This is a genomic window from Streptomyces sp. LS-MS-L19, assembly GCF_058382285.1.
Window position 1 is genome coordinate 5,042,699 of sequence record NZ_JBYCLL010000001.1, and the last position, 20,264, is coordinate 5,062,962.

20 protein-coding genes are annotated in these 20,264 nt (G+C 69.4%); 9 read left to right on the plus strand and 11 right to left on the minus strand.

The features are described 5' to 3' along the window. Positions 1-47 precede the first annotated feature (47 nt). Positions 48-908, plus strand: a complete 861-nt coding sequence (locus AC2XR2_RS22575) for a hypothetical protein (protein ID WP_330265772.1) — start codon at positions 48-50, stop codon at positions 906-908. Positions 909-1,055: 147 nt separating this feature from the next. Here AC2XR2_RS22575 and AC2XR2_RS22580 read toward each other — a convergent pair whose 3' ends face one another. Both AC2XR2_RS22580 and thiC read right to left on the minus strand, forming a co-directional pair. Then, the gene (locus tag AC2XR2_RS22580) at positions 1,056-1,226 is read right to left on the minus strand and encodes a DUF4241 domain-containing protein (protein WP_491516134.1); all 171 of its coding nucleotides are present in this window, start codon (positions 1,224-1,226) and stop codon (positions 1,056-1,058) included. A gap of 51 nt (positions 1,227-1,277) precedes the next feature. Beyond that, positions 1,278-3,113: a phosphomethylpyrimidine synthase ThiC gene (gene thiC / locus AC2XR2_RS22585; protein WP_491516135.1), complete on the minus strand. Its 1,836-nt coding sequence runs from the start codon at positions 3,111-3,113 to the stop codon at positions 1,278-1,280. A 589-nt stretch (positions 3,114-3,702) separates the two neighbouring features. Here thiC and AC2XR2_RS22590 point away from each other — a divergent pair. Then, a complete protein-coding gene (locus tag AC2XR2_RS22590) occupies positions 3,703-5,358 on the plus strand; it encodes a YibE/F family protein (RefSeq protein ID WP_491518482.1) in 1,656 nt (551 codons plus the stop codon). A gap of 279 nt (positions 5,359-5,637) precedes the next feature. On the opposite strand, the gene AC2XR2_RS22595 is transcribed toward AC2XR2_RS22590, so the two are convergent. The 4 genes from AC2XR2_RS22595 to AC2XR2_RS22610 form a co-directional block, all read right to left on the minus strand. Continuing rightward, positions 5,638-6,075 carry an SsgA family sporulation/cell division regulator gene (locus tag AC2XR2_RS22595; protein ID WP_330265768.1) on the minus strand — a complete coding sequence of 146 codons (438 nt, stop codon included), beginning with the start codon at positions 6,073-6,075 and terminating at the stop codon, positions 5,638-5,640. A 99-nt stretch (positions 6,076-6,174) separates the two neighbouring features. After that, on the minus strand, positions 6,175-6,909 hold the full coding sequence (locus AC2XR2_RS22600; protein WP_491518483.1) for an IclR family transcriptional regulator: 735 nt from the start codon (positions 6,907-6,909) through the stop codon (positions 6,175-6,177). Between the two features lie 428 nt (positions 6,910-7,337). Next, positions 7,338-7,550 carry a DUF5326 family protein gene (locus tag AC2XR2_RS22605; RefSeq protein ID WP_020119530.1) on the minus strand — a complete coding sequence of 71 codons (213 nt, stop codon included), beginning with the start codon at positions 7,548-7,550 and terminating at the stop codon, positions 7,338-7,340. Positions 7,551-7,709: 159 nt separating this feature from the next. Further along, entirely contained in the window at positions 7,710-8,027 is a 318-nt protein-coding gene (locus AC2XR2_RS22610) for a cupin domain-containing protein (RefSeq protein WP_330265767.1), read from the minus strand. A 57-nt stretch (positions 8,028-8,084) separates the two neighbouring features. Here AC2XR2_RS22610 and AC2XR2_RS22615 point away from each other — a divergent pair, with 57 nt between their 5' ends. The 5 genes from AC2XR2_RS22615 (at position 8,085) to AC2XR2_RS22635 (ending at position 11,826) form a co-directional block, all read left to right on the plus strand. After that, complete coding sequence (locus tag AC2XR2_RS22615; protein WP_330265766.1) at positions 8,085-8,462, plus strand: phage holin family protein; 378 nt, start codon at positions 8,085-8,087, stop codon at positions 8,460-8,462. Between the two features lie 6 nt (positions 8,463-8,468). Then, positions 8,469-8,960: a low molecular weight protein-tyrosine-phosphatase gene (locus AC2XR2_RS22620; RefSeq protein WP_491516136.1), complete on the plus strand. Its 492-nt coding sequence runs from the start codon at positions 8,469-8,471 to the stop codon at positions 8,958-8,960. Further along, positions 8,957-10,096 carry a cystathionine gamma-lyase gene (locus tag AC2XR2_RS22625; protein ID WP_491516137.1) on the plus strand — a complete coding sequence of 380 codons (1,140 nt, stop codon included), beginning with the start codon at positions 8,957-8,959 and terminating at the stop codon, positions 10,094-10,096. The genes AC2XR2_RS22620 and AC2XR2_RS22625 overlap by 4 nt, the downstream gene beginning before the upstream one ends. A 238-nt stretch (positions 10,097-10,334) precedes the next feature. Then, the gene (locus AC2XR2_RS22630; RefSeq protein WP_381300307.1) at positions 10,335-11,255 is read left to right on the plus strand and encodes a LysR family transcriptional regulator; all 921 of its coding nucleotides are present in this window, start codon (positions 10,335-10,337) and stop codon (positions 11,253-11,255) included. An 88-nt stretch (positions 11,256-11,343) separates the two neighbouring features. Continuing rightward, positions 11,344-11,826, plus strand: a complete 483-nt coding sequence (locus AC2XR2_RS22635; RefSeq protein WP_330265762.1) for an NUDIX hydrolase — start codon at positions 11,344-11,346, stop codon at positions 11,824-11,826. A 14-nt stretch (positions 11,827-11,840) separates the two neighbouring features. Here the strand turns inward: AC2XR2_RS22635 and AC2XR2_RS22640 are convergent, their stop codons facing one another. Further along, a complete protein-coding gene (locus AC2XR2_RS22640) occupies positions 11,841-13,235 on the minus strand; it encodes a globin domain-containing protein (protein WP_381300306.1) in 1,395 nt (464 codons plus the stop codon). Positions 13,236-13,451: 216 nt separating this feature from the next. After that, positions 13,452-14,084 (minus strand): HAD family hydrolase, encoded by a 633-nt coding sequence (locus AC2XR2_RS22645; RefSeq protein ID WP_381300305.1) that lies wholly within the window; start codon positions 14,082-14,084, stop codon positions 13,452-13,454. A gap of 230 nt (positions 14,085-14,314) precedes the next feature. On the opposite strand from AC2XR2_RS22645, the gene AC2XR2_RS22650 reads away from it, so the two are divergent. After that, positions 14,315-15,181 carry a GNAT family N-acetyltransferase gene (locus AC2XR2_RS22650; RefSeq protein ID WP_491516138.1) on the plus strand — a complete coding sequence of 289 codons (867 nt, stop codon included), beginning with the start codon at positions 14,315-14,317 and terminating at the stop codon, positions 15,179-15,181. Between the two features lie 73 nt (positions 15,182-15,254). Here AC2XR2_RS22650 and AC2XR2_RS22655 read toward each other — a convergent pair whose 3' ends face one another. Further along, positions 15,255-16,463 carry an MFS transporter gene (locus AC2XR2_RS22655; protein WP_491516139.1) on the minus strand — a complete coding sequence of 403 codons (1,209 nt, stop codon included), beginning with the start codon at positions 16,461-16,463 and terminating at the stop codon, positions 15,255-15,257. A gap of 130 nt (positions 16,464-16,593) precedes the next feature. Here AC2XR2_RS22655 and AC2XR2_RS22660 point away from each other — a divergent pair, with 130 nt between their 5' ends. Continuing rightward, on the plus strand, positions 16,594-17,046 hold the full coding sequence (locus tag AC2XR2_RS22660; protein ID WP_381300301.1) for a GNAT family N-acetyltransferase: 453 nt from the start codon (positions 16,594-16,596) through the stop codon (positions 17,044-17,046). Positions 17,047-17,058: 12 nt separating this feature from the next. Here the strand turns inward: AC2XR2_RS22660 and AC2XR2_RS22665 are convergent, their stop codons facing one another. Both AC2XR2_RS22665 and dnaB read right to left on the minus strand, forming a co-directional pair. Next, entirely contained in the window at positions 17,059-18,444 is a 1,386-nt protein-coding gene (locus AC2XR2_RS22665; protein ID WP_491516140.1) for a serine hydrolase domain-containing protein, read from the minus strand. 85 nt (positions 18,445-18,529) lie between these two features. Then, a complete protein-coding gene (dnaB, locus tag AC2XR2_RS22670) occupies positions 18,530-20,005 on the minus strand; it encodes a replicative DNA helicase (RefSeq protein WP_330265755.1) in 1,476 nt (491 codons plus the stop codon). Positions 20,006-20,264: the final 259 nt, after the last annotated feature.

Below are 20,264 nucleotides of genomic sequence, written 5' to 3' on the forward strand. Positions count from 1 at the left end.
GACGGCTCGTTGGCATGCGAGCCCCAAGCCCTACGGAGCATCGGGGGATGCACATGAACAGCGTTCCGCAGCACCTGCACAGCGAGGACCGCCAGGAGTACGAGCGGATCCTCGATGAGGCGCTGCGCTCCGCACCACACCGTCCCGAACTGGCCGCTGTCGGACAGCGGCTGAATCCCGAACAGCTGCGCACCATGGCGCTCAACGCCACCGCGATCATCACGGCGGCCGCGGCGACCGAGTACCAGCACTACGTGAAGGTCCGCGAGGAACAGCGCCGTCCGGCGCCGTCCACCCTGTCGTCCGTGCACGAACCCGGTCCCGCCGACTCGGGCACGGGTGCGATGGGGCTCGCCACCACCATGGGAGAGGTCGCCGAGACCGCCGGTGCGGGCGCCGTCGCCGTCGCCGCCGTTCTGACGCCTGTCCTCGCCGGGATCGCCGCGGCGATCTTCCTGCTCGTGGGCTACATCCTCCAGATGCTCAGCCCACCGCCGGCGTTCGCCCACGCCATGATCACCATCGGATGGGTGTTCGGCGCCCTGACCGCGGCCGCGATCCTGGTCGCCGCGGGCGGCCTGCTGCTCACCGCCCTGCGCAACCGCCCCTCGCCGGACACGGCGTACGGCGAACTCAGCGGGGAGGTGGCCCGGGCCAAGGACGCCTGGCGCGAAGCCCTGCTGGAACGCGGGATCCTCCCCTTCCTCAGGGAGGCCCTGGCGGATCCCGGCACCGCCGCACTGCACCACACGGCACCGCCGGCCCCGACCAGCCGCATGCCCAGCCTGGGCTACGACCGCCCGGGCTTCAGCAGCCCTGACGACGGAGCCTCCGGTGCCCGCCCGAGCTTCACCAGCCCGGACTACACCAGCCCGGACTTCGGGGGGCCGGAACACCAGCCGGAGTGACGCGTCCGGCTGAGCCCCTCGGCTTGCGTTCCCGTACGGGGAGCGCAAGCCGGATGTGGGACGGGGCGAGACTGCTCAGTGGGTGGAGCGTGGGTTCTCAGTGGGCGGGTCGCAGAATGCGCGGGTCGGGAAGACAGCCGGAGCTGATCACCACGGAGACCAGCTTCCCGGACTCCGAGCGACCGCAGCGCCGTCCGTGGCGAACCCGAAGGACTCGTCGTCCCGCAGCACCCTGACGTCATCCCCCTCCTCGAGCGCCAGCTCCCAGGCGGCCGCCGGTTCGGCGTCCGGCAGCAGCCGTATCGCCACCTCCGCCACCAGATCCTGGTGCTCCCCCGAACCCGCATCGGGGAAGCACCGCAGGCCCGGTCAGTCGGCGAGCGGTAGGTACACCCGGTTCCCGCTGGCCGCGAACTCCTTCGACTTCTGCAGCATTCCCTCCGCGACCTCCTCGGGTGACGCCCCTTCGGCCGCCGCGCCCCCGAACCGCTCCGTGATGCTCTGGCTGATCTTCATCGAGCAGAACTTCGGCCCGCACATGGAACAGAAGTGGGCCGTCTTGGCCGGCTCAGCGGGGAGGGTCTCGTCGTGGAACTCGCGGGCCGTGTCCGGGTCCAGGGCGAGGTTGAACTGGTCCTCCCAGCGGAACTCGAAGCGGGCGTCGGACAGGGCGTCGTCCCAGTCCTGTGCTCCGGGGTGGCCCTTGGCGAGGTCCGCCGCGTGGGCGGCGATCTTGTAGGTGATGACACCGGTCTTGACGTCGTCCCGGTTGGGCAGCCCCAGGTGCTCCTTGGGCGTGACGTAGCAGAGCATCGCGGTGCCCCACCAGGCGATCATCGCGGCACCGATGCCGGAGGTGATGTGGTCGTAGGCCGGAGCGACGTCGGTGGTCAGCGGGCCGAGCGTATAGAACGGAGCTTCATCGCAGATCTCCTGCTGAAGGTCGATGTTCTCCTTGATCTTGTGCATCGGGACATGTCCCGGGCCCTCGATCATGGTCTGTACGTTGAAACGCTTGGCGACCGTGTTGAGTTCCCCGAGCGTGCGCAACTCCGCGAACTGCGCCTCGTCGTTGGCGTCGGCGATCGACCCGGGCCGCAGGCCGTCGCCGAGCGAGTACGTGACGTCGTAGGCGGCGAGGATCTCGCACAGTTCCTCGAAGTTCTCGTAGAGGAACGACTCCTTGTGGTGCGCGAGGCACCAGGCCGCCATGATCGAGCCGCCGCGCGAGACGATCCCGGTCTTGCGGTTCGCCGTCAGCGGTACGTACGGCAGGCGCACGCCCGCGTGGACCGTCATGTAGTCCACGCCCTGCTCGGCCTGCTCGATGACCGTGTCCTTGTAGATCTCCCAGGTCAGCTCCTCGGCCCGGCCGTCGACCTTCTCCAGCGCCTGGTAGAGCGGCACCGTGCCGATGGGAACGGGGGAGTTGCGCAGCACCCACTCGCGGGTGGTGTGGATGTTGCGGCCGGTGGACAGGTCCATGACCGTGTCGGCGCCCCAACGGGTCGCCCAGGTCATCTTCTCTACCTCCTCCTCGATGGAGGAGGTCACCGCGGAGTTGCCGATGTTGGCGTTGACCTTCACCAGGAACCGCTTACCGATGATCATCGGCTCGATCTCCGGGTGATTGACGTTCGCGGGCAGCACCGCACGCCCCGCCGCGATCTCCTCACGGACCACCTCGGGTTCGACGTTCTCCCGGATGGCCACGTACTCCATCTCCGGGGTGATCTCCCCCCGGCGCGCGTACGCGAGTTGGGTGACCGCGCTGCCGTCGCGGCTACGACGGGGAAGGCGAGGCCGGCCCGGGAACACCGCGTCGAGGTTGCGCAGGTTGCCACCGCGCGGAGAGGTGTGCTTGATCCCGTCGTCCTCGGGGCGGACGGGACGTCCCGCGTACTCCTCGGTGTCGCCGCGGCCGACGATCCAGTTCTCCCTGAGCGGGGGGAGCCCTCGGCGGACGTCGGTCTCGGCGAGCGGATCGGTGTACGGGCCCGAGGTGTCGTAGAGCGTGACCGACTGCCCGTTGGTGAGGTGCACCTGGCGGACCGGCACGCGCAGGTCGGGGCGCGAGCCCTCGACGTACGCCTTGTGCCAGCCGATGGACTTCCCGGCCTCCGTGGGGTGTTGCGTGGGGTTTTCCCCCTGAATGGACTGTTCGTCCTGGCTGGAGGCAGGCGTGCGTGCGTCCTTGATGGTCATGAGACCTACTCCCTACGCCGGCATTACCCGGTAACAGGTTCGGCGGTCGACGCAGCGGCTTCCGTCTGCCGACGTTTCGTGGGGAACGTCACTCTCGTGTGATGACGTTCCACGTGAAACATCGCTGGGACGGAGGTCAGCGCCCTCTCAGCCCGGTGCTCCGAGCTCCCGCGTGTACAAAGGTGCCACCACGCTAGCGTCAATTCGGGCGCGGTGAACAGGGGGCCCCATTCGTTCTTGCGATGATCGGTCGGTGACCACGACGCATCAGCCCCCGTACCCGCCTCCCGAGCCTCCGCGCCGCCCGGGCTCCGGAAACGGCCCCGCAGGCGGCAACGGGCGTGCGGGCGAGCCCGATTCCGGGGGCTGGGACGCTTTCGGGCACGGTCGCCCACCGGGACCCGGCCCCGGCCCCGGACGGGAACAGGGGTCGGGACAGGTGCCCGGGCCCTGGCAGGAGCAGGGGCCTGGGCGGGAGCAGGGGCCTCGGCGAGAGCAGGGGCCTGGGCGGGAGCAGGGGCCTGGGCGGGGACCTGGCGCGTCGCGGGAGCAAGGGCCCAGGCCGGAGCAGGTTTCCGGGCAGGGGCGCCTGTCCGGGCAGGAGCAGGGGCCGGGGCATGGTCAGGGGTACCCGCACGCGTACGGAGCGGGAGCCGGTGGTCAAGGGCCCGGGGCCGGGTATGGCTCCGCCCCTCAGCGGGAGTCCTTCGGTGGTGGTTCCGGTCATGACGACGGCCCTGGCCCTGGCCCTGGCCAGGGCCAGGGCCAGGGTCCGCGTGACGGGCACGGGCACGGTCCCCATGGCGGGCATGGCCAAGGGCACGGATCCGGCGACGGCCCCGATCTCGGAGGCAGTGGCGGCGGTAGCGGTGGCGGTGGTCACTCGCACGGCCACAGTCACAGCCACGGCCCGGCGACTCCCGTCTCCAAGCATCTGCGGAAGGTCATCGCGGCGATCCTGATCCCCTTCGCCGGGGCCGTCGTCATCGGGCTCGCCGTGCTCTGGCCCGGGGGCGCGCCGGCGCACGAACGCACCGGGGTCGGTTTCGACCGGCAGACCCAGCAGGCCACGGTCACCAAGGTCGTGAGCGTCAGCTGCAAGTCGGTGAACGCCGGAGGGGAGACCCCGACCGGGGACACCTCGACCGCCGAGGGCTCCTCGGCCCAGCAGCAGGCGAACGGCACCTGCAAGAAGGCGACGATCCGGGTCGACACCGGCGACGACAAGGGCCGCACCTTCACGGAGATCGTCCAGCCGGACCAGTCACGACAGCTGCACGAGGGCGAGAAGGTCGTGGTCGCGTACGAGCCCTCGGCGCCCAGGGACCTCCAGTACTCGGTCACCGACGTCAACCGCAGGTTCCCGATGGGGCTGCTCGCCGGCATCTTCGCACTGGCCGTCGTGATCGTCGGGCGGCTGCGCGGAGTCATGGCCCTGGTCGCGCTGGCCGTCAGCTTCCTGCTGCTGAACTTCTTCGTCCTGCCCGCGATCCTGCAGGGCTCGAACCCCCTGCTCGTGGCGGTGGTCGGGTCCAGCGCCATCATGCTGATCGCCCTCTACATGTGCCACGGCCTGTCGGCCCGTACCTCCGTGGCCGTACTGGGCACGCTGATCTCCCTGCTCCTGATCGGTGTCCTGGGCTCGCAGTTCATCGGATGGGCCGCGCTGACGGGCAACACGGACGACAACACCGGCCTGATCCACGGGCTGTATCCGTCGATCGACATGAGCGGTCTGCTGCTCGCCGGCGTCATCATCGGCTCGCTCGGTGTCCTCGACGACGTGACGGTCACACAGACGTCAGCGGTGTGGGAGCTGCACGAGGCCAACCCGACCATGGGCTGGCGGGGGCTGTACCGCGCCGGTATCCGTATCGGCCGCGACCACATCGCCTCCGTCGTCAACACGCTTGTGCTCGCCTACGCGGGCGCCGCGCTGCCCCTGCTGCTGCTCTTCTCGATCGCCCAGTCCAGCGTGGGCACGGTCGCCAACAGCGAATTGGTGGCGGAGGAGATCGTGCGCACCCTGGTCGGCTCGATCGGCCTGGTCGCCTCGGTACCGGTCACCACGGCCCTCGCGGCCCTGGTGGTCTCGGCCGACCGGCCGGGGACGGAGCCGGTGGCGGCGGGGGCAGAAGGACCTGCGGCCGCGTCAGCGACACCGGCGACAAGCGTGAGCGCGGGAACGGCCGACACCCGGCCGACCCCGGCCCGGGGCGGAAAGGGCCGCCGCCGCAGGCGCTGACACGTCCTCCCGACCAGATACAGCGTGCTGAGCCGGGGCTCCCGGGTCCCGTCAGCGGGCGTGCCGCTTCACGCCGTACCGCCGCAACGTCGGCGTACTCGCCGACGGCACGCCTCCTCGCCCAGGGCACGCACCTGGTCATCGGCGGCCCACGCGGCAGTGACACGGCGCCCGAGGCGTACGGCGGCCCCAACTCACCGGCCACCGCCCTCGGCAGAAGCGTTCCTTCGCCCTCCCACCCGAAGACGAAGCGTTCCGCCACCTCACCACCGCCGCGCGTCAGCCCGCGCTCTGCTCCTCCGCCAGGATCCGGTCCAGCGCCTCGTCGAGATGCGCGTCGAAGTCGGCCATCGCGGTCTCCTGCCCCAGCGGCACCAACTTGTCGGTGCGGTCGAGGAAGGCGATGACCGGCGCCGTCGACGAGCGGAACAACGCCTGGTCGCCACCCACCTGAAGCCTGATCAGCACATCGCCCAGCAGGTCGGGACCGGCGGGCGAGACCCGTACGTCACCCTCCCCGCAGGGCCGCCCCACTCCGTCGATCAGCAGCTCGCGCCCGAAAGCCCAGGTCACCGGGGCGTCACCCGGCAAATGGAAGGTCAGCCGGACGGCATAGGGATCATCCGTCTCGTAGCGCAGCTCCACCGGGATGCGGAAGGAGAGCTCCTCCGACACCAGAAAGCTCATCATGACCTCTGCCTGTACGGACTCGCGCATCGCCTACCCCGTCATCTGCCTTCGTATGGCCGGGAATGATCCCTCTGACACTGGTGGAATCTTGCTGAACGTGCACGACAGATCACAAGGAGTGAGTTTTCAGATACTGATAGAGATGGCGAGCGACCCCATCAAGCGGCCGATTTCTTCTTGCAATTGCTGGGTGGCGACCAGCAACCGGTCGGCCTGATGGGCGGGCAGGGAGATGGCCATCGTTGCCGCAGCGTTACCCAACGTGATCGGAATCGCCGCGCACATCGTCCCCAGCGCGTACTCCTGACGTTCGATCACCGGCTCCATCCGCCCGGTCCGTTCGAGCCGTCGCAGCAGGCTGTGGTGGTCGCGCACGGTGTACGGGGTGATGGACCGGACGGGATAGCGGTCGAGGTGGTCCCGTCGGGCCTCCTCGTCGAGCTGGGCCAGCAGGCACTGCCCGATGGCGTGCGCGTGCCCGGTCTCGCGGAAGTCGGCCCATTCCTCGACCGCCGGATTGCCCGGGGTGTCGGAGACGCAGAGAACCTCGATCTCGCCGTCCCGGTACTGCGCGTAGTAGACCGGCACTCCGATCAGATCGCGCCAGTGCGCGAGTGCCTCGACGACGGTGCTGCGACGTTTCTGCTGGGCACCGCTGCTGCTCAGCCGCTCGGCCGCCTCGCCCAGGAAGAACAGGCCCTTGTCGCGGCGCAGATAGCCCTCGTGCACGAGGGTGCGCAACAGGTGGTACGCCGTGGGGAGCGCCAGTCCGGTCTCGCGGGCGAGCTGTTTGGCGGGGGCCCCGTGTTCGTGCTCCGCGACGGATTCGAGCAGACGCATCGCCCGCTGGACCGACCCGATGAGGGTCGCGGAGTGGGCCTGTTCGGCCTGCTCGGCGGGGGGCGCGGCGCGCCGCTGTACGGGAGCTGACGGCCGTACAGAAGTGGACGGCCGTACCGGAGCCGCCGGATGGGCCGGGGCGGTCGGCGGGGCCGGGGCGGTCGGCCGTACCGGAACCGTTGTCGGCCGGTCGTCGAACTGGGCGGGTGAGGTGGCGACCTGTGCGGGTGCGGTGTCAACCGTGGCCAAGGGGCACTCCCGGAGCGCGAGGGGGCAGCCCGTGCGGGGGAACACGGGAGGGGGTGTACGCCGCTCGCGGGGGTCGTCCCCGCGTCGAATTCCGGACTTTAACGGTCCGCCACCGCACGTATACGGCCCGCCCGGGAAACTTCCCTCGCCCGAGGGAACAGGCGATTCCCGTTACCGCTCGCCCCGCCCGCTCCGGACCCTCACCAGTCGCTGCGCGACGAGGAGCTCGACATGAACTTCCGTACGACGTAGACCAGTCCGCCGACCAGGGCCACGAAGACCAGGAGCTTGAAGAGCAGGCCGATGACGAAGCCGACGACCGTGGCTATCAGGCCGCCGAACACGACCAGGGCGATGACCGGCACCGCGATCCACTTCACCCACCACGGCATCCCCGCGAAGATCTCTCCCATCGCACTCAACCTCTCTGCAGTCCGGCACCGTCCGGCCCCTCTGGTACCGGATCCACCAATGTCCTGCACTCGATGCTAGGGCCGGCAGGGGCACCGGCGGGGGCCTCGCACCCCTTGTCCTCCCCTGACTGATCCCCTAGGGAACCCCGAGGTCCGAGGTCAACTCTCCGGGGGAGAGAACACCACCATCACCCTGAGGTCCTCGCTGATGTGGTGGAACTTGTGGGCGACGCCGGCCGGGACGTACACCACACTGCCGCGCGCGACCTGCGTGGTCTCCATGCCCACGGTGATCGAGGCCCGGCCGCTGACCACGAAGTAGACCTCGTCCTGGCGGTGCGGCTGCTGCGGGTCCTGCGCGCCCGCGTCGAGTGCGTACAGGCCGACCGACATGTTCCGCTCCCGCAGGAACTGCAGGTAGGCGCCGTCATGTGCGGCGCGCTCCGCCTCCAGCTCATCCAACCGGAATGCCTTCATCGACTTAGTCCGCCCTCGTCGTACCCGTAACCGATCTCGTCTGCCACGATCAGACACATGAAGAATTTCCTAGTCAAGACGATCGCCAACGCGGGTGCTCTGGCGGTCGCCGTCTGGCTGCTCGACAAGATCACCCTGACCGGTGACAGCACCGGCAAGAAGGTCTGGACGCTGATCCTCGTCGCCCTGGTCTTCGGCCTGGTGAACTGGCTGGTCAAGCCGGTCGTGAAGGTCCTGACCTTCCCCCTGTTCATCCTGACGCTTGGCCTGTTCACGCTGGTCGTCAACGCACTGATGCTGCTGCTGACCTCGTGGCTCTCCGACGTGCTCAACCTGAGCTTCCACGTCGAGGGGTTCTGGACCGCCGTCCTGGGCGGCCTGATCATCTCGATCGTCTCCTGGGCCCTCCACATCGTCCTGCCCGACGAGGACTGAGGAGGCATGACCTACCGAGTCTGTTTCGTCTGCACCGGCAACATCTGCCGTTCCCCGATGGCGGAGTCGGTCTTCCGCGCCCGCGTGGCGGAGGCCGGCCTGGACGACCTGGTCGAGGTCGACAGCGCCGGAACCGGCGGCTGGCACGAGGGCGACGGCGCCGACCCGCGCACCGTGTCCGTCCTGGAGGAGCACGGATACGACGGTGCCCACACGGCCCGCCAGTTCCGGTCGTCCTGGTTCTCCCGCCTCGACCTCGTCATCGCCCTCGACGCCGGCCACCTCAAGACCCTGCGGCTCCTCGCCCCCACCCCGGAGGACGCCGCGAAGGTGCGGCTGCTGCGCTCGTACGACCCCGCCGCGGGCGACGACCTCGACGTTCCGGACCCGTACTACGGGGGCCTGGACGACTTCGAGGAGTGCCTTGAGATGGTGGAGGCGGCGAGCGAGGGTCTGCTCACCGAGGTGCGCGAGCGGACGAAGGGACAGGTGGCATGAGCGACAGGGCTGCGGACAGGGGAGAAGGCACCCGCGCGGTGCGTGCCGGACTGCCCGAGGCGGTCAAGAACGAACCGACCCTGCCCGGTCCGGCCTTCGCCGCCCACTTCCATCTGCCGGGGGAGGTCGACGGCCCGTACACCTACGGCCGCGACACGAATCCGAGCTGGAGCCTGCTGGAGCGCGCCATCGGCGAGCTGGAGGCACCCGGGCAGGACGGCGTGGAGACACTGGTCTTCGCTTCGGGCATGGCCGCCATCTCCGCCGTCCTCTTCTCCCAGCTGCGCGCCGGGGACACGGTCGTGCTGCCGAGCGACGGCTACCAGGTGCTGCCTCTCGTCCGCGCGCAACTGGAGGCGTACGGCATCGAGGTGCGCACCGCCCCGACCGGCGGCGACGCCCAACTGGACGTCCTCGACGGCGCGCGGCTGCTGTGGATCGAGAGCCCGTCCAACCCGGGGCTCGACGTGTGCGACATCCGGCGGCTCGTCGAGGCGGCACACGCGCGTGGAGCCCTTGTCGCCGTGGACAACACACTCGCCACACCGCTCGGACAGCGCCCGCTGGAGCTCGGCGCGGACTTCTCCGTGGCCAGCGGCACCAAGCAGCTCACGGGGCACGGGGACGTCCTGCTGGGGTACGTCACCGGCCGCGAGGGCGAGGCCATGGACGCCGTACGCCGCTGGCGGAAGATCGTCGGGGCGATCGCGGGGCCGATGGAGGCCTGGCTCGCGCACCGTTCGATCGCCACGCTCCAGATGCGGGTCGACCGGCAGAACGCGAGCGCGCTCGTGCTCGCCCGGGCACTGCGGGACCGGCCCGAGGTGACGGGACTGCGCTACCCGGGGCTGCCCGACGATCCCTCGCACAAGATCGCCTCGCAGCAGATGCGCCGCTACGGGTGCGTGGTGTCCTTCACGCTGCCCACGCGCGCGCGTGCCGACCGTTTCCTCGACGCGCTGCGGCTCGTCGACGACGCGACGAGCTTCGGTGGGGTGCGCTCCACCGCTGAGCGGCGTCGGCGCTGGGGCGGGGACGACGTGCCGGAGGGCTTCATCCGCTTCTCTGTCGGGGCCGAGGATCCCGAGGACCTGGTGGCGGATGTGCTGCGGGCGCTGGACGAGTCGGCCGGCTGACGGTCCGCACGGCTTCCTCACGGACGTCCGTCCACGTCCGGCTACGTACAACGGGCGGTCCGAGCCTCCCCCCTCGTGGCTCGGACCGCCCCGGTTCCACGCGCGAAGAACCGCGCGAACAAGGCTAGTTGACTCTCTGTCAGTGTCCAATCACAGTAGCGACAGAGACCTATCGACATATTTATAGTTGGGCCCTGCCTCAAGGCCGGGAGAAGGGCAGGGAAGAGGAGGCGTCGCCATGGATCTGGCCTTGCTGCGCACCTTTGTGACGGTGCACCGGGCCGGTTCCTTCACCCGCGCCGCCGCGCTGCTGGGGCTGTCCCAGCCGGCCGTCACCTCGCAGATCCGCACCCTGGAGCGGCAGTTGGGCCGCCCCCTGTTCTTACGGCAGGCCCGCGGCGTGACTCCGACGACCATCGGGGACGAGCTGGCCCACAAGGCCGCCCCGCATCTCGACGCCCTGGTGGAGATCACCGAGACCGGTCTCGACGACGAGTCCTCCCTGCGCACCCTGCATCTCGCGGGCCCTCCCGAGTTCACCGCCGAGCGCGCGCTGCCCGCGCTCACCGAGCTGACCGGCGAGGACGGCCAGGGCTTCGCCCTGCGGGCGTCCTTCGGGAACGCCGAGGAGACCCTGGAAGGTCTTGCCGCCGGGCATCACGATCTGGCCATCTGCACGGCCCGTCCGCGAGGCGCGCTGCTCACCGCCAGCACGCTCTGCGACGAGGAGCACGTCCTGGTCGCCGCCCCGGGCTGGGACGGTCAGCTCAGCTCAGAGGAGGCAGCGGAGAGCGTTCCCGCTGACAAACGGGCGCCCGCCTTCGAGAACATCCCCGTGATCGAGGTGCACGAGTCGCTCCCCTTCGTCTCGCGCTACTGGGCCGCCGTCTTCGACTCCCGCCCGGCCGCCCCGGGCACCGTGGTCGTGCCCGACCTGCGCGCGGTGCTCGCCTGTGCGGTCGCGGGCGCCGGGCTCGCGGTGCTGCCCCGCTATCTGTGCGCGCCCGCCCTGGAACGCGGTGACGTCGTCGCGCTGCATGAGCCCGCCGTGCCGCCGCTGCGGACGTACTTCCTGGTGGTGCGCACCGGGACCCTGGCCATGCCGCATATCGCGCGGGCGCACGAATGGCTGCTCCGGGCAGCTGCCGACTGGTGCTGACCAGGCATTTCGCGCTGTTCACCCAGTGAGCCCGGCTGGTGACCGGATGCGATGTTTCACGTGGAACCATCCGGGCCACATTCCACCCATGACCGTCCGACCCGTGGTCAAGCGCACCGCACGTGCCGTCCTGCTCGATGGTGACGACCTGATCCTGATCAAGCGCACCAAGCCCGGCATGGATCCCTACTGGCTGACCCCCGGCGGTGGGGTCGAGCCCACCGACACGACCGTCGTCGACGCCCTGCACCGCGAGGTGTACGAGGAACTCGGCGCCAAGATCACCGACGTCGTCCCCTGCTTCGTGGACACCGTCGAACACATCGGCGAAGGCGGCAGCGCGACCGGCGTGAAGGTGCAGCACTTCTTCGTCTGCCACCTGGAGTCGATGGACCCTTCCCTGCGCCACGGGCCCGAAGTGGACGAGCCCATCGGGGAGTACGAGATCGTAAGGGTGCCGTTCACCCGGGTCGGGATCGCCTCCGTGCACCTCGTCCCGCTCTCCCTGCGGCACTATCTGGACGGCAACATCGAGGGCGTACGGGCCATGCACGCACCGGACCTGGGCTGACCCCTTTCCGGGTCTCACTGCGCCAGGACGAGTTCCTCCACGGAGTCATGGCGTATGCGTTCGGACGGGATCCCGATGGACCTGAGCGTGTCCACACCGCTGCGGATCATCCCGGGCGGCCCCGAGAGGTAGGCGTCGTACTCGTGCCAGGGGCCGTACTCGCGGACGGCGTCCGGGAACTGGAGACGGGCCTGCCGGTCGACTATCGCGCGGACCGACAGCCAGGGGTGGGACTGCTGGAGCCTGAGCATCGTGTCGATGTCGTACAGGTCGTGGTCGGTGCGGGCGCCGTAGAACACCGCGACCGACCGCCGTGCGCCGTGTTCGGCCACGTCCTCGACCAGCGCCTTGATCGGGGCTATGCCGGTGCCGCCGCCCAGGCACAGCAGTCCGCTGTCGGTGGTGTGGTCCACGGTCATCGATCCGGTCGGCGGACCGAGCCGGATGATGTCGCCGGGCCGTGCGCGGTGCACCAGGGCGCCTGAGACCCAGCCCGCGGGGACGGCCTTCACGTGGAACGACAGCAGCCCGTCGGAGCGGGGTGCCGAGGCGAAGGAGTAGTGCCGCCATATGCGCGGCCACCACGGCGTCTCCAGGCTCGTGTACTGGCCGGCGAGGAAGGGATAGGGCTGGTCGGGCCGGACGGTGACCACGGCGACGTCCGGGGTCCTCAGGTCGTGCGCCACGATCTCCGCGAACCACCAGGCCGGGGCGCGCAGTTCGTCTGCGGCCGCCGCGTCGATCATCACCTGCGAGATCGTCGTGTACGCCCGCACCCAGGCCGCTTCCGTCTCCGCGTTCCAGACACCGGGGGTGTACTTGCTCAGCGCGCCGATGAGGCATTCACCGACGGCCGGGTAGTGCTCGGGGCGGGTGCCGTACTTGCGGTGGCCCCGGCCCAGGTTCTGGAGGTAGTCGACGAGCACCGGGGTGTTGTCGATGTGCTCCGCGGCGGTCAGCAGCGCCTTGAGCAGGCGGTCCCGCTGGGCGTCCATGGCGGCGGGGAACAAGGGGCGCAGATCGGGGTGGCGTACGAAGAGCAGCGCGTAGAAGTACGAGGTGACCTTGTCGGCCACGTCGGCGATCCCTGCCATGGTCCGGCGGATGAGGACGGCGTCCGGGGATGGCGGTTGATCGCTCTGGGGCAGGTGGGCGTAGTGCCGGAAGGAGGGCCTGTGCGTCTGAGCCCCGAGTGCCCGCGCCGGGGCTTGTGTCCCGCCTAACGGCGCCGGGCCGGGCTCGTCCTGCCGGCTCGTCGGGGCTGCTTCGGCGTCCGCCGCGGCCTCCGGTCCCGTCTGTGGAGTGAACCAGCCACTCCCGCCCTCGGAGCTGCCGCTGCCACCCTCGGAAGTGCCGTTGTCGCCCGACATGGCGGTCGGAGCGTCCATGGTGTGCCTCGCCTCGAACATCTTCCGGTCGGTCTGCGCACTTCCTCGTACTCTCACCGCAGCGTCCCACCGCGTACGGATGCGTGGCCTCATAACGGCAAATGCGGGTCTTCGATCTCTCCGCCCCGTTAGGCTGCATTGCCCCGTTCTCGGCCACGCGGCGATGCCGCCCCCCTGCACGGACAAGAACCGGAGTCGACCCTACCGGTCTTCGCTTCGCACACAAGTCCCCCGTAATTAACGGGCCTTGCGCACCAATTCATAGGCTTCCCACAGATCCATACCGGTGTAGGAGTGGGTCGACATCTCGGACAGATGATGGTCGGCATTGACCGCCACGGAAACCGGCACAGCACCGAACAGGTCCTTGTCGGAGGCTGAGTCGCCATACGCGATGCAGTCCGCCCGCGTCACCCCGAACTCCGCACACAACCGGTCGGCGATAAGGACTTTGGCCGCGGCGCTGAGCACTCCGGCCGGATCCATGGGTTCGACGAACGGAACAGCCGGAAAGCGGGAGCCGTATGCGGCATGGGCTCCCCAGCCGGTGAGCCGCTCCACGAAGAAGGACGGGGAGAGCGAGATCACCGCGCAGTAGTCGCCCTGTCCCCTGATTTCCGCCCAGACGTCACGGATACGCGCCAGCCACGGGGCGCTTTCGAAGGCCGCGACCACATGTGCTTCGGTCAGGGCCGCCCACAGTGCGTACACCTGCTGCGCGTACTCGGGCGGGCCGATCAGCCCGGCTCCGATCGCCTGGTCGAGCGCCACTGCCTCGGCTTCGAGTCCGAGTTGCCGTGAGATCTCCACAGGCGCGGTGGTCCCGTGCAGCAACGTGCCGTCGAGGTCGAATAGATGAAGTCTCGCCACAGCCCCGAGGCTAATGGCACATGCACCCTGGCCCAGCGGCAGTGGCACATGAGTACGGTGAGACGCGAGAACGCAGGTGATCGCCGGATGGTCGTCGTTCTCCGATGTTTCACGTGAAACACCCGGCGTCTGTTCGCATGTGTGCGCTTGGCTACGACATGGCCAAAAGCTCGTACGTCCCCTCGGAAACAGGTGGACGCCGAGTGCGCCCGTCGGACAGCCTGACCTGCGTGCCGACTCCTTCTCTCGCCGCTCTGCCCATCCGCCGTCTGACGCTCCGCGACCTCACCGCCTGCGCCGACCTGTCCCAGGACCGGGGGTGGCCGCGTGAGGAACACAAGTGGGGCTTCCTCCTCACCGCCGGTAAGGGCTATGGCATCGACGACCCCGAGGGAGGTCTCGTCACCGCGTGCGTGGTCACGGAGTACGGCCCGTACGGCCAACCCGACCTGGGGGCGATCGGGATGGTGTTGGTCGCCGAACGGCACGCCCGGCAGGGCATCGGACGTCGGCTCATGCAGCACGTCCTCTCCTTGATGGGCACCACCCCACTGACCCTGCACGCGACGCCGTATGGACGTCCGCTGTACGAGGAGTTGGGCTTCAAGGTCGCCGGTCGGGCGGAGATGCTGAGGGGGCACTTCACGCCGGGCCGCCCCACACCCCTGGTGAGCACACGTGCGGCCACGGCCGAGGACCTCGCCGCCATCCTCCGGCTCGACGAGGAGGTACTCGGCACTGATCGCACGCATCTCATCACCCGACTGCCCGCCTTCGCCGACCAGCTGCACGTCGCCGAGGAGCACGGCCGGATCATCGGATTCGCGTCCGCCTGGCCGAACATGGACACCCATGTCGTGGGGCCGCTGGTCGCCCGTGACACCGCCACAGCTCAGGCGCTCCTCGCGTCCCTGGCCACCGGCACCGATCGTCCACTGCGCACGGACATCGACGTACGGCACGAAGAGCTGCGCGCGTGGGCCAAGGAGCGGGGTCTGGCTCCCGTCGCCTACAACGCGGTGATGACGTACGGGATCCCGGAGCTGCCGGGCGACTGGAGCCGGCGGTTCGCCCCGCTGACGGTGGCGGCGGTCTGAGTCCCAGTCGTACGACGGCGCCGGTCCCCCGAGTCGGGGAACCGGCGCCGTCGTCTGTGGCCTGCCAGGCAGCTCAGTGGTGCACGGCGGTGCGTTGTCCAGCGGGCGTCGCCCCCGCCACCACAGCGCTGGGAGCACTTTCCCTGCGCTCCAGCGCGGCCGAAAGGAGGGCGAGCAGCAGTGCTGCCGCGGCCAGGGCGGCGCCCACCCAGTTGGGGGCGGTGTAGCCGAACCCGGCCGCGATGACCAGTCCGCCGAGCCACGCGGAGAGGGCGTTGCCGAGGTTGAAGGCGCCGATGTTGACGGCCGAGGCGAGCGTGGGGGCGGCGTGCGCCTGGTCGAGGACCCGCTTCTGCAGTGGGGGCACGGCGGCGAAGCCGAGGGCCCCGATGAGCGCGATGGTGATGCCGGCCAGGACCTTGTGGTGCGCGGTGAGCGTGAAGAGCGCGAGCACGACGGCCAGGGCGCCCAGGGAGACGTACAGCAGGGGCATCAGCGCACGGTCGGCGTACCTGCCGCCGACGAGGTTGCCGCCGACCATGCCGAGCCCGAAGAGGACCAGCAGCCAGGTGACCGAGCCGTCGGCGAATCCGGCGACGTGGGTCATCATCGGCGCGATGTAGGTGATGGCGGCGAAGACACCGCCGAAGCCGAGGACGGTCATAGCCATGGCGAGCAGGACCTGGACGTTCTTGAAGGCGGCCAGTTCGTGGCGCAGGCGCACACCCTCCGGCCGGGGCATCTCGGGGACGAGCCTGACGATGCCCAGAAGGCCGACCACGCCGAGGGCCGCGACGATCATGAAGGTGAGGCGCCAGCCGGCGGTCTGGCCGATCAGCGTGCCCAGCGGGACACCGACGACATTGGCGACGGTCAGGCCGGTGAACATCATCGAGATGGCTCCGGCCTTCTTGTCCGGGGCGACGAGGTCGGCGGCGACGACCGAGCCGATGCCGAAGAAGGCTCCGTGGGCGAGGGAGGCGACGACACGGCCGATCAGCATGACGCTGAAGGCGGGGGCGAGGGCGGAGAGCAGGTTGCCGACGATGAAGAGCCCCATCAGGAGCATCAGCATCCGCTTGCGGGAGATCCGGGTGCCCAGCGCGGTCATCACCGGGGCGCCGAGCATGACGCCGAGCGCGTAGCCCGTGACCAGGAACCCGGCGGTGGGGATGGAGACCCCGAAGTCGTCCGCGACCTCGGGCAGCAGGCCCATGATCACGAACTCGGTCGTGCCGATTCCGAAGGCCCCGATGGCGAGAGCCAGAAGCGCGAGCGGCATGGGGGGTGACACCTTCCCAGACGATTGCAGGAGCATGTTGCGCTCATACACAATAATTGCAGACGCGCTATATATGCAAACGATGGCTACTCTGTCGGCTCCTGCTTCGGCTCCCGCATAGGCTGCGACCATGGCAGATCTGGAAATTCGGCCCGCGGCAACGGACGACGTCCCCGCGATCGTGGCGATGCTCGCCGACGACCCCCTCGGCGCCGAGCGCGAGTCACCGGGCGACCTGACCCCCTACCTGGCCGCGCTGGAGCGCCTCACCTCGGACCCGAACCAGCACCTGGTCGTCGCCGTGCGAGAGGGCCGCGTGGTCGGCACGCTTCAGCTCACGGTCGTCCCAGGGCTGTCCCGGCGCGGTGCCACCCGGTCGATCATCGAGGGGGTACGCATCCACGCCGACGAGCGCGGCAGCGGTCTCGGGACCCGGCTCATCGAATGGGCGATCGAGGAATCCCGGAACCAACACTGCCAACTGGTGCAGTTGACGTCCGACAACACCCGCACGGACGCCCACCGCTTCTACGAACGGCTCGGCTTCACGGCCTCGCACGTGGGGTTCAAGCTCGCCCTGTAAGCCCCCGGGCAACTATCCGATGCCCCGCCACCCCTGCGGGTCCACTCCACCCGGCACGGAAGCCTCCTCGTCGTACGGCTGCCGGGTGAACACGAAGGAACCGAGGTCGAGGTGGTCTACGGCCCCGTCGGGCCGTCGTACGCCTTTCAGGAGCTCTCCCTGGAAGTAGCCCTCCAGTCCCGTCCAGGTGCCGTCACCGTTGGCCCGGAACCGCGAACGACGGCCGGTACCCGCCAGGGGCTCCAGCGAGGCGAGTCCGTCCGCCGTCAGCCGCAGGGCGAACCCGTGCGTTCCCCAGTACCACTGCCCCGCCAACTCCAGCGCGGGCGAGTCGGCTTCGCGCATCGGACGCCAGGGCTCGGGGATCCTGGGCTCGGCTTCGGCGACGATCCGTACGAGGTCGGCACCGACCACGGACAGCAGCGGGCCGGAGGTGCAGTTGGCGAGCACCACCGCGGCGACGTCGTCCGCCACCCCGATCGTCAGGTTCGCCAGGAAGCCCGGCAGCGAGCCCGAATGGCCCACCAGCAACCGGCCCTCCCGGTGCTGGACCTGCAACCCGAGCCCGTACGAGGCCCCGTCGGCCAGATCGCCGGTCCCCGCCGGAGCCGCGGGCGTACGCATCTCCCGCACGGTCTCCGCGCTCAGCACCCGGTCGTCACCGTTCGCCAGGAAGACCGCGAAGCGGGCCAGGTCGGCCGTGGTGGACCAGAGTTGACCCGCGGGAGCCATCCGCCCGAGATCCTCGGCGGGTTCCGGCAGCATCACATCGGCCCACGGATGGACGGCCCAACCGCCGGCATGCGGCGCTTCGGGATCAACGCTCGTGCGGTGGAGCCCCAGAGGCACGAGCACTTCACGGCGCAGGACCTCCTCCCACGGAGCCCCGCGCAGCTTCTCGACGAGCGCCCCCAGCACGGTGTAGCCCGGGTTCGAATAGTGGAAGCGGCGCCCCACCGGATGCAGGAAGGGCTGCTCGCCCAGCACGTCGGCGAGCTCCGGACGCAGTGAGCCGGAGGTGCGTTCCCACCAGGGCGCCGGAGACTCGGCCGCCAGTCCACTGGTGTGGGCGAGCAGTTCGGCAACCGTGGCCTCCCCCGCCCCGGTGCCGGGCAGATGCTTCTCGAGCGGGTCACCGAGGTCGAGCAGCCCCTCGTCGCGCAGCCGCAGGACGAGAACGGCGGTGAAGGTCTTCGTGATCGACCCGATGCGGTACTGCACGTTCTCGTCCGGGCCGTGCCCGTCCACCGAGGTACGCGACCCGTGCCACACGGTCCGTCCGCCCCGCACGACCGCCGCGACCAGCGACGGCGCCCGCCCCTCGGCCTGGGCCACGGCGATCCGATGCAGCAGCGCCCTGCGGGTGCTGGGAAGCAGCTCTACTTGAGATGACGTCATGCCCCCAGTCCATCCCGCGGGGGCCTCGGCCGTCGACTTGATTCAGCGCGGGGCGTACGGGCCTCAAATCACCTTCTCGGAGTCGTCAGGTCTGTGCCATGTCCACGAAGCGGGAGTAGTGGCCCTGGAAGGCGACCGTGATCGTCGCCGTCGGGCCGTTACGGTGCTTGCCGACGATGATGTCCGCCTCGCCCGCGCGCGGTGACTCCTTCTCGTAGGCATCCTCTCGGTGCAGCAGGATCACCATGTCCGCGTCCTGCTCGATGGAGCCGGACTCACGCAGGTCGGACACCATCGGCTTCTTGTCCGTGCGCTGCTCGGGGCCACGGTTGAGCTGGGAGAGCGCGATCACCGGGACCTCGAGCTCCTTGGCCAGGAGCTTGAGGTTACGGGACATGTCCGAGACCTCCTGCTGACGGCTCTCCTGCCGCTTGGAGCCACCGGCCTGCATCAGCTGGAGGTAGTCGATGATCACGAGCTTGATGTCATTGCGCTGCTTCAGGCGCCGGCACTTCGCCCGGATCTCCATCATCGACAGGTTCGGGGAGTCGTCGATGTAGAGCGGCGCGGAGGACACCTCGGGCATCCGCCGGGCCAGCCGCGTCCAGTCCTCGTCGGTCATCGTGCCCGAACGCATGTGGTGCAGGGCCACTCTCGCCTCGGCCGACAGCAGCCGCATCGCGATCTCGTTGCGCCCCATTTCGAGGGAGAAGATGACGCTGGCCAGGTTGTTCTTGATGGAGGCCGCACGCGCGAAGTCCAGCGCCAGGGTGGACTTTCCCATCGCGGGACGGGCCGCGATGACGATCATCTGGCCCGGGTGCAGGCCGTTGGTGAGCGAGTCGAGGTCCGTGAACCCGGTGGGCACACCGGTCATCTCTCCGCTGCGCGAGCCGATCGCCTCGATCTCGTCGAGCGCGCCCTCCATGATGTCGCCGAGCGGCAGGTAGTCCTCGCTGGTGCGCTGCTCGGTGACCGCGTAGATCTCGGCCTGGGCTCGGTTGACGATCTCGTCCACGTCGTCGTCGGCCGCGTATCCCATCTGCGTGATGCGCGTACCGGCCTCGACCAGACGGCGCAGCACAGCGCGCTCATGGACGATCTCGGCGTAGTACTCGGCGTTGGCCGCCGTCGGGACGGTCTGGACCAGGGTGTGCAGATACGATGCACCACCCACCTTGTTGATCTCGCCGCGCTTGGTGAGCTCGGCGGCGATCGTGATGGGGTCGGCCGGCTCGCCCCTGGCGTAGACGTCCAGGATCGACTGGAAGATGGTCTCGTGGGCGGGCTTGTAGAAGTCATGGCCCTTGATGACCTCGACGACGTCCGCGATGGCGTCCTTGGACAGCAACATGCCGCCGAGGACGGACTGTTCGGCGTCCAGGTCCTGGGGCGGGACCCGCTCGAAGGCCGTGCCTCCGCCGTCCCACTCGCTGTCCCTGCCGCGGTCGTGCTGCTCGTCCCGCCCCCGGCCCCCGTCGCCACGGCGGCGCGAGGACGGCAGACGATCACTGGGCCCGCTGTCGGCCCACGGGTCGTCCAAGGGCTCGGAAATACTCACCGAGCCACCTCCTCCCGTCCGCCGAGCGGACCCTCGCCGTGCTTCTCATTTCTACGGCACGGCACTGACAAATGAGATGCCCAACTCCGGTTCTGGCGCGTCGGGTTTGTGATGATTTCCGGGCCGACAGACGGAGCGGGCGCCGGACCACCGTAGGCCCGCGGGCACCGTCAGCCAATCTGGTTATCCACAGGCCATGTGGACGACGGCCCGGATGCTGTGGAGAACTCCGCAAAACCTGTGCACGACCCGGTGGACA

Excerpts from the sequence above, each read along its gene's own strand:
- AC2XR2_RS22620 (WP_491516136.1), top strand. The coding sequence starts at position 8,469 with ATGACCTACCGAGTCTGTTTCGTCTGCACCGGCAACATCTGCCGTTCC.
- AC2XR2_RS22575 (WP_330265772.1), top strand. The coding sequence starts at position 48 with ATGCACATGAACAGCGTTCCGCAGCACCTGCACAGCGAGGACCGCCAG.
- AC2XR2_RS22615 (WP_330265766.1), top strand. The coding sequence starts at position 8,085 with ATGAAGAATTTCCTAGTCAAGACGATCGCCAACGCGGGTGCTCTGGCG.
- AC2XR2_RS22610 (WP_330265767.1), bottom strand. The coding sequence starts at position 8,027 with ATGAAGGCATTCCGGTTGGATGAGCTGGAGGCGGAGCGCGCCGCACAT.
- AC2XR2_RS22595 (WP_330265768.1), bottom strand. The coding sequence starts at position 6,075 with ATGCGCGAGTCCGTACAGGCAGAGGTCATGATGAGCTTTCTGGTGTCG.
- AC2XR2_RS22635 (WP_330265762.1), top strand. The coding sequence starts at position 11,344 with ATGACCGTCCGACCCGTGGTCAAGCGCACCGCACGTGCCGTCCTGCTC.
- AC2XR2_RS22625 (WP_491516137.1), top strand. The coding sequence starts at position 8,957 with ATGAGCGACAGGGCTGCGGACAGGGGAGAAGGCACCCGCGCGGTGCGT.
- AC2XR2_RS22640 (WP_381300306.1), bottom strand. The coding sequence starts at position 13,235 with ATGTTCGAGGCGAGGCACACCATGGACGCTCCGACCGCCATGTCGGGC.
- AC2XR2_RS22630 (WP_381300307.1), top strand. The coding sequence starts at position 10,335 with ATGGATCTGGCCTTGCTGCGCACCTTTGTGACGGTGCACCGGGCCGGT.
- AC2XR2_RS22660 (WP_381300301.1), top strand. The coding sequence starts at position 16,594 with ATGGCAGATCTGGAAATTCGGCCCGCGGCAACGGACGACGTCCCCGCG.
- AC2XR2_RS22655 (WP_491516139.1), bottom strand. The coding sequence starts at position 16,463 with ATGCCGCTCGCGCTTCTGGCTCTCGCCATCGGGGCCTTCGGAATCGGC.
- AC2XR2_RS22605 (WP_020119530.1), bottom strand. The coding sequence starts at position 7,550 with ATGGGAGAGATCTTCGCGGGGATGCCGTGGTGGGTGAAGTGGATCGCG.
- AC2XR2_RS22665 (WP_491516140.1), bottom strand. The coding sequence starts at position 18,444 with ATGACGTCATCTCAAGTAGAGCTGCTTCCCAGCACCCGCAGGGCGCTG.
- thiC (WP_491516135.1), bottom strand. The coding sequence starts at position 3,113 with ATGACCATCAAGGACGCACGCACGCCTGCCTCCAGCCAGGACGAACAG.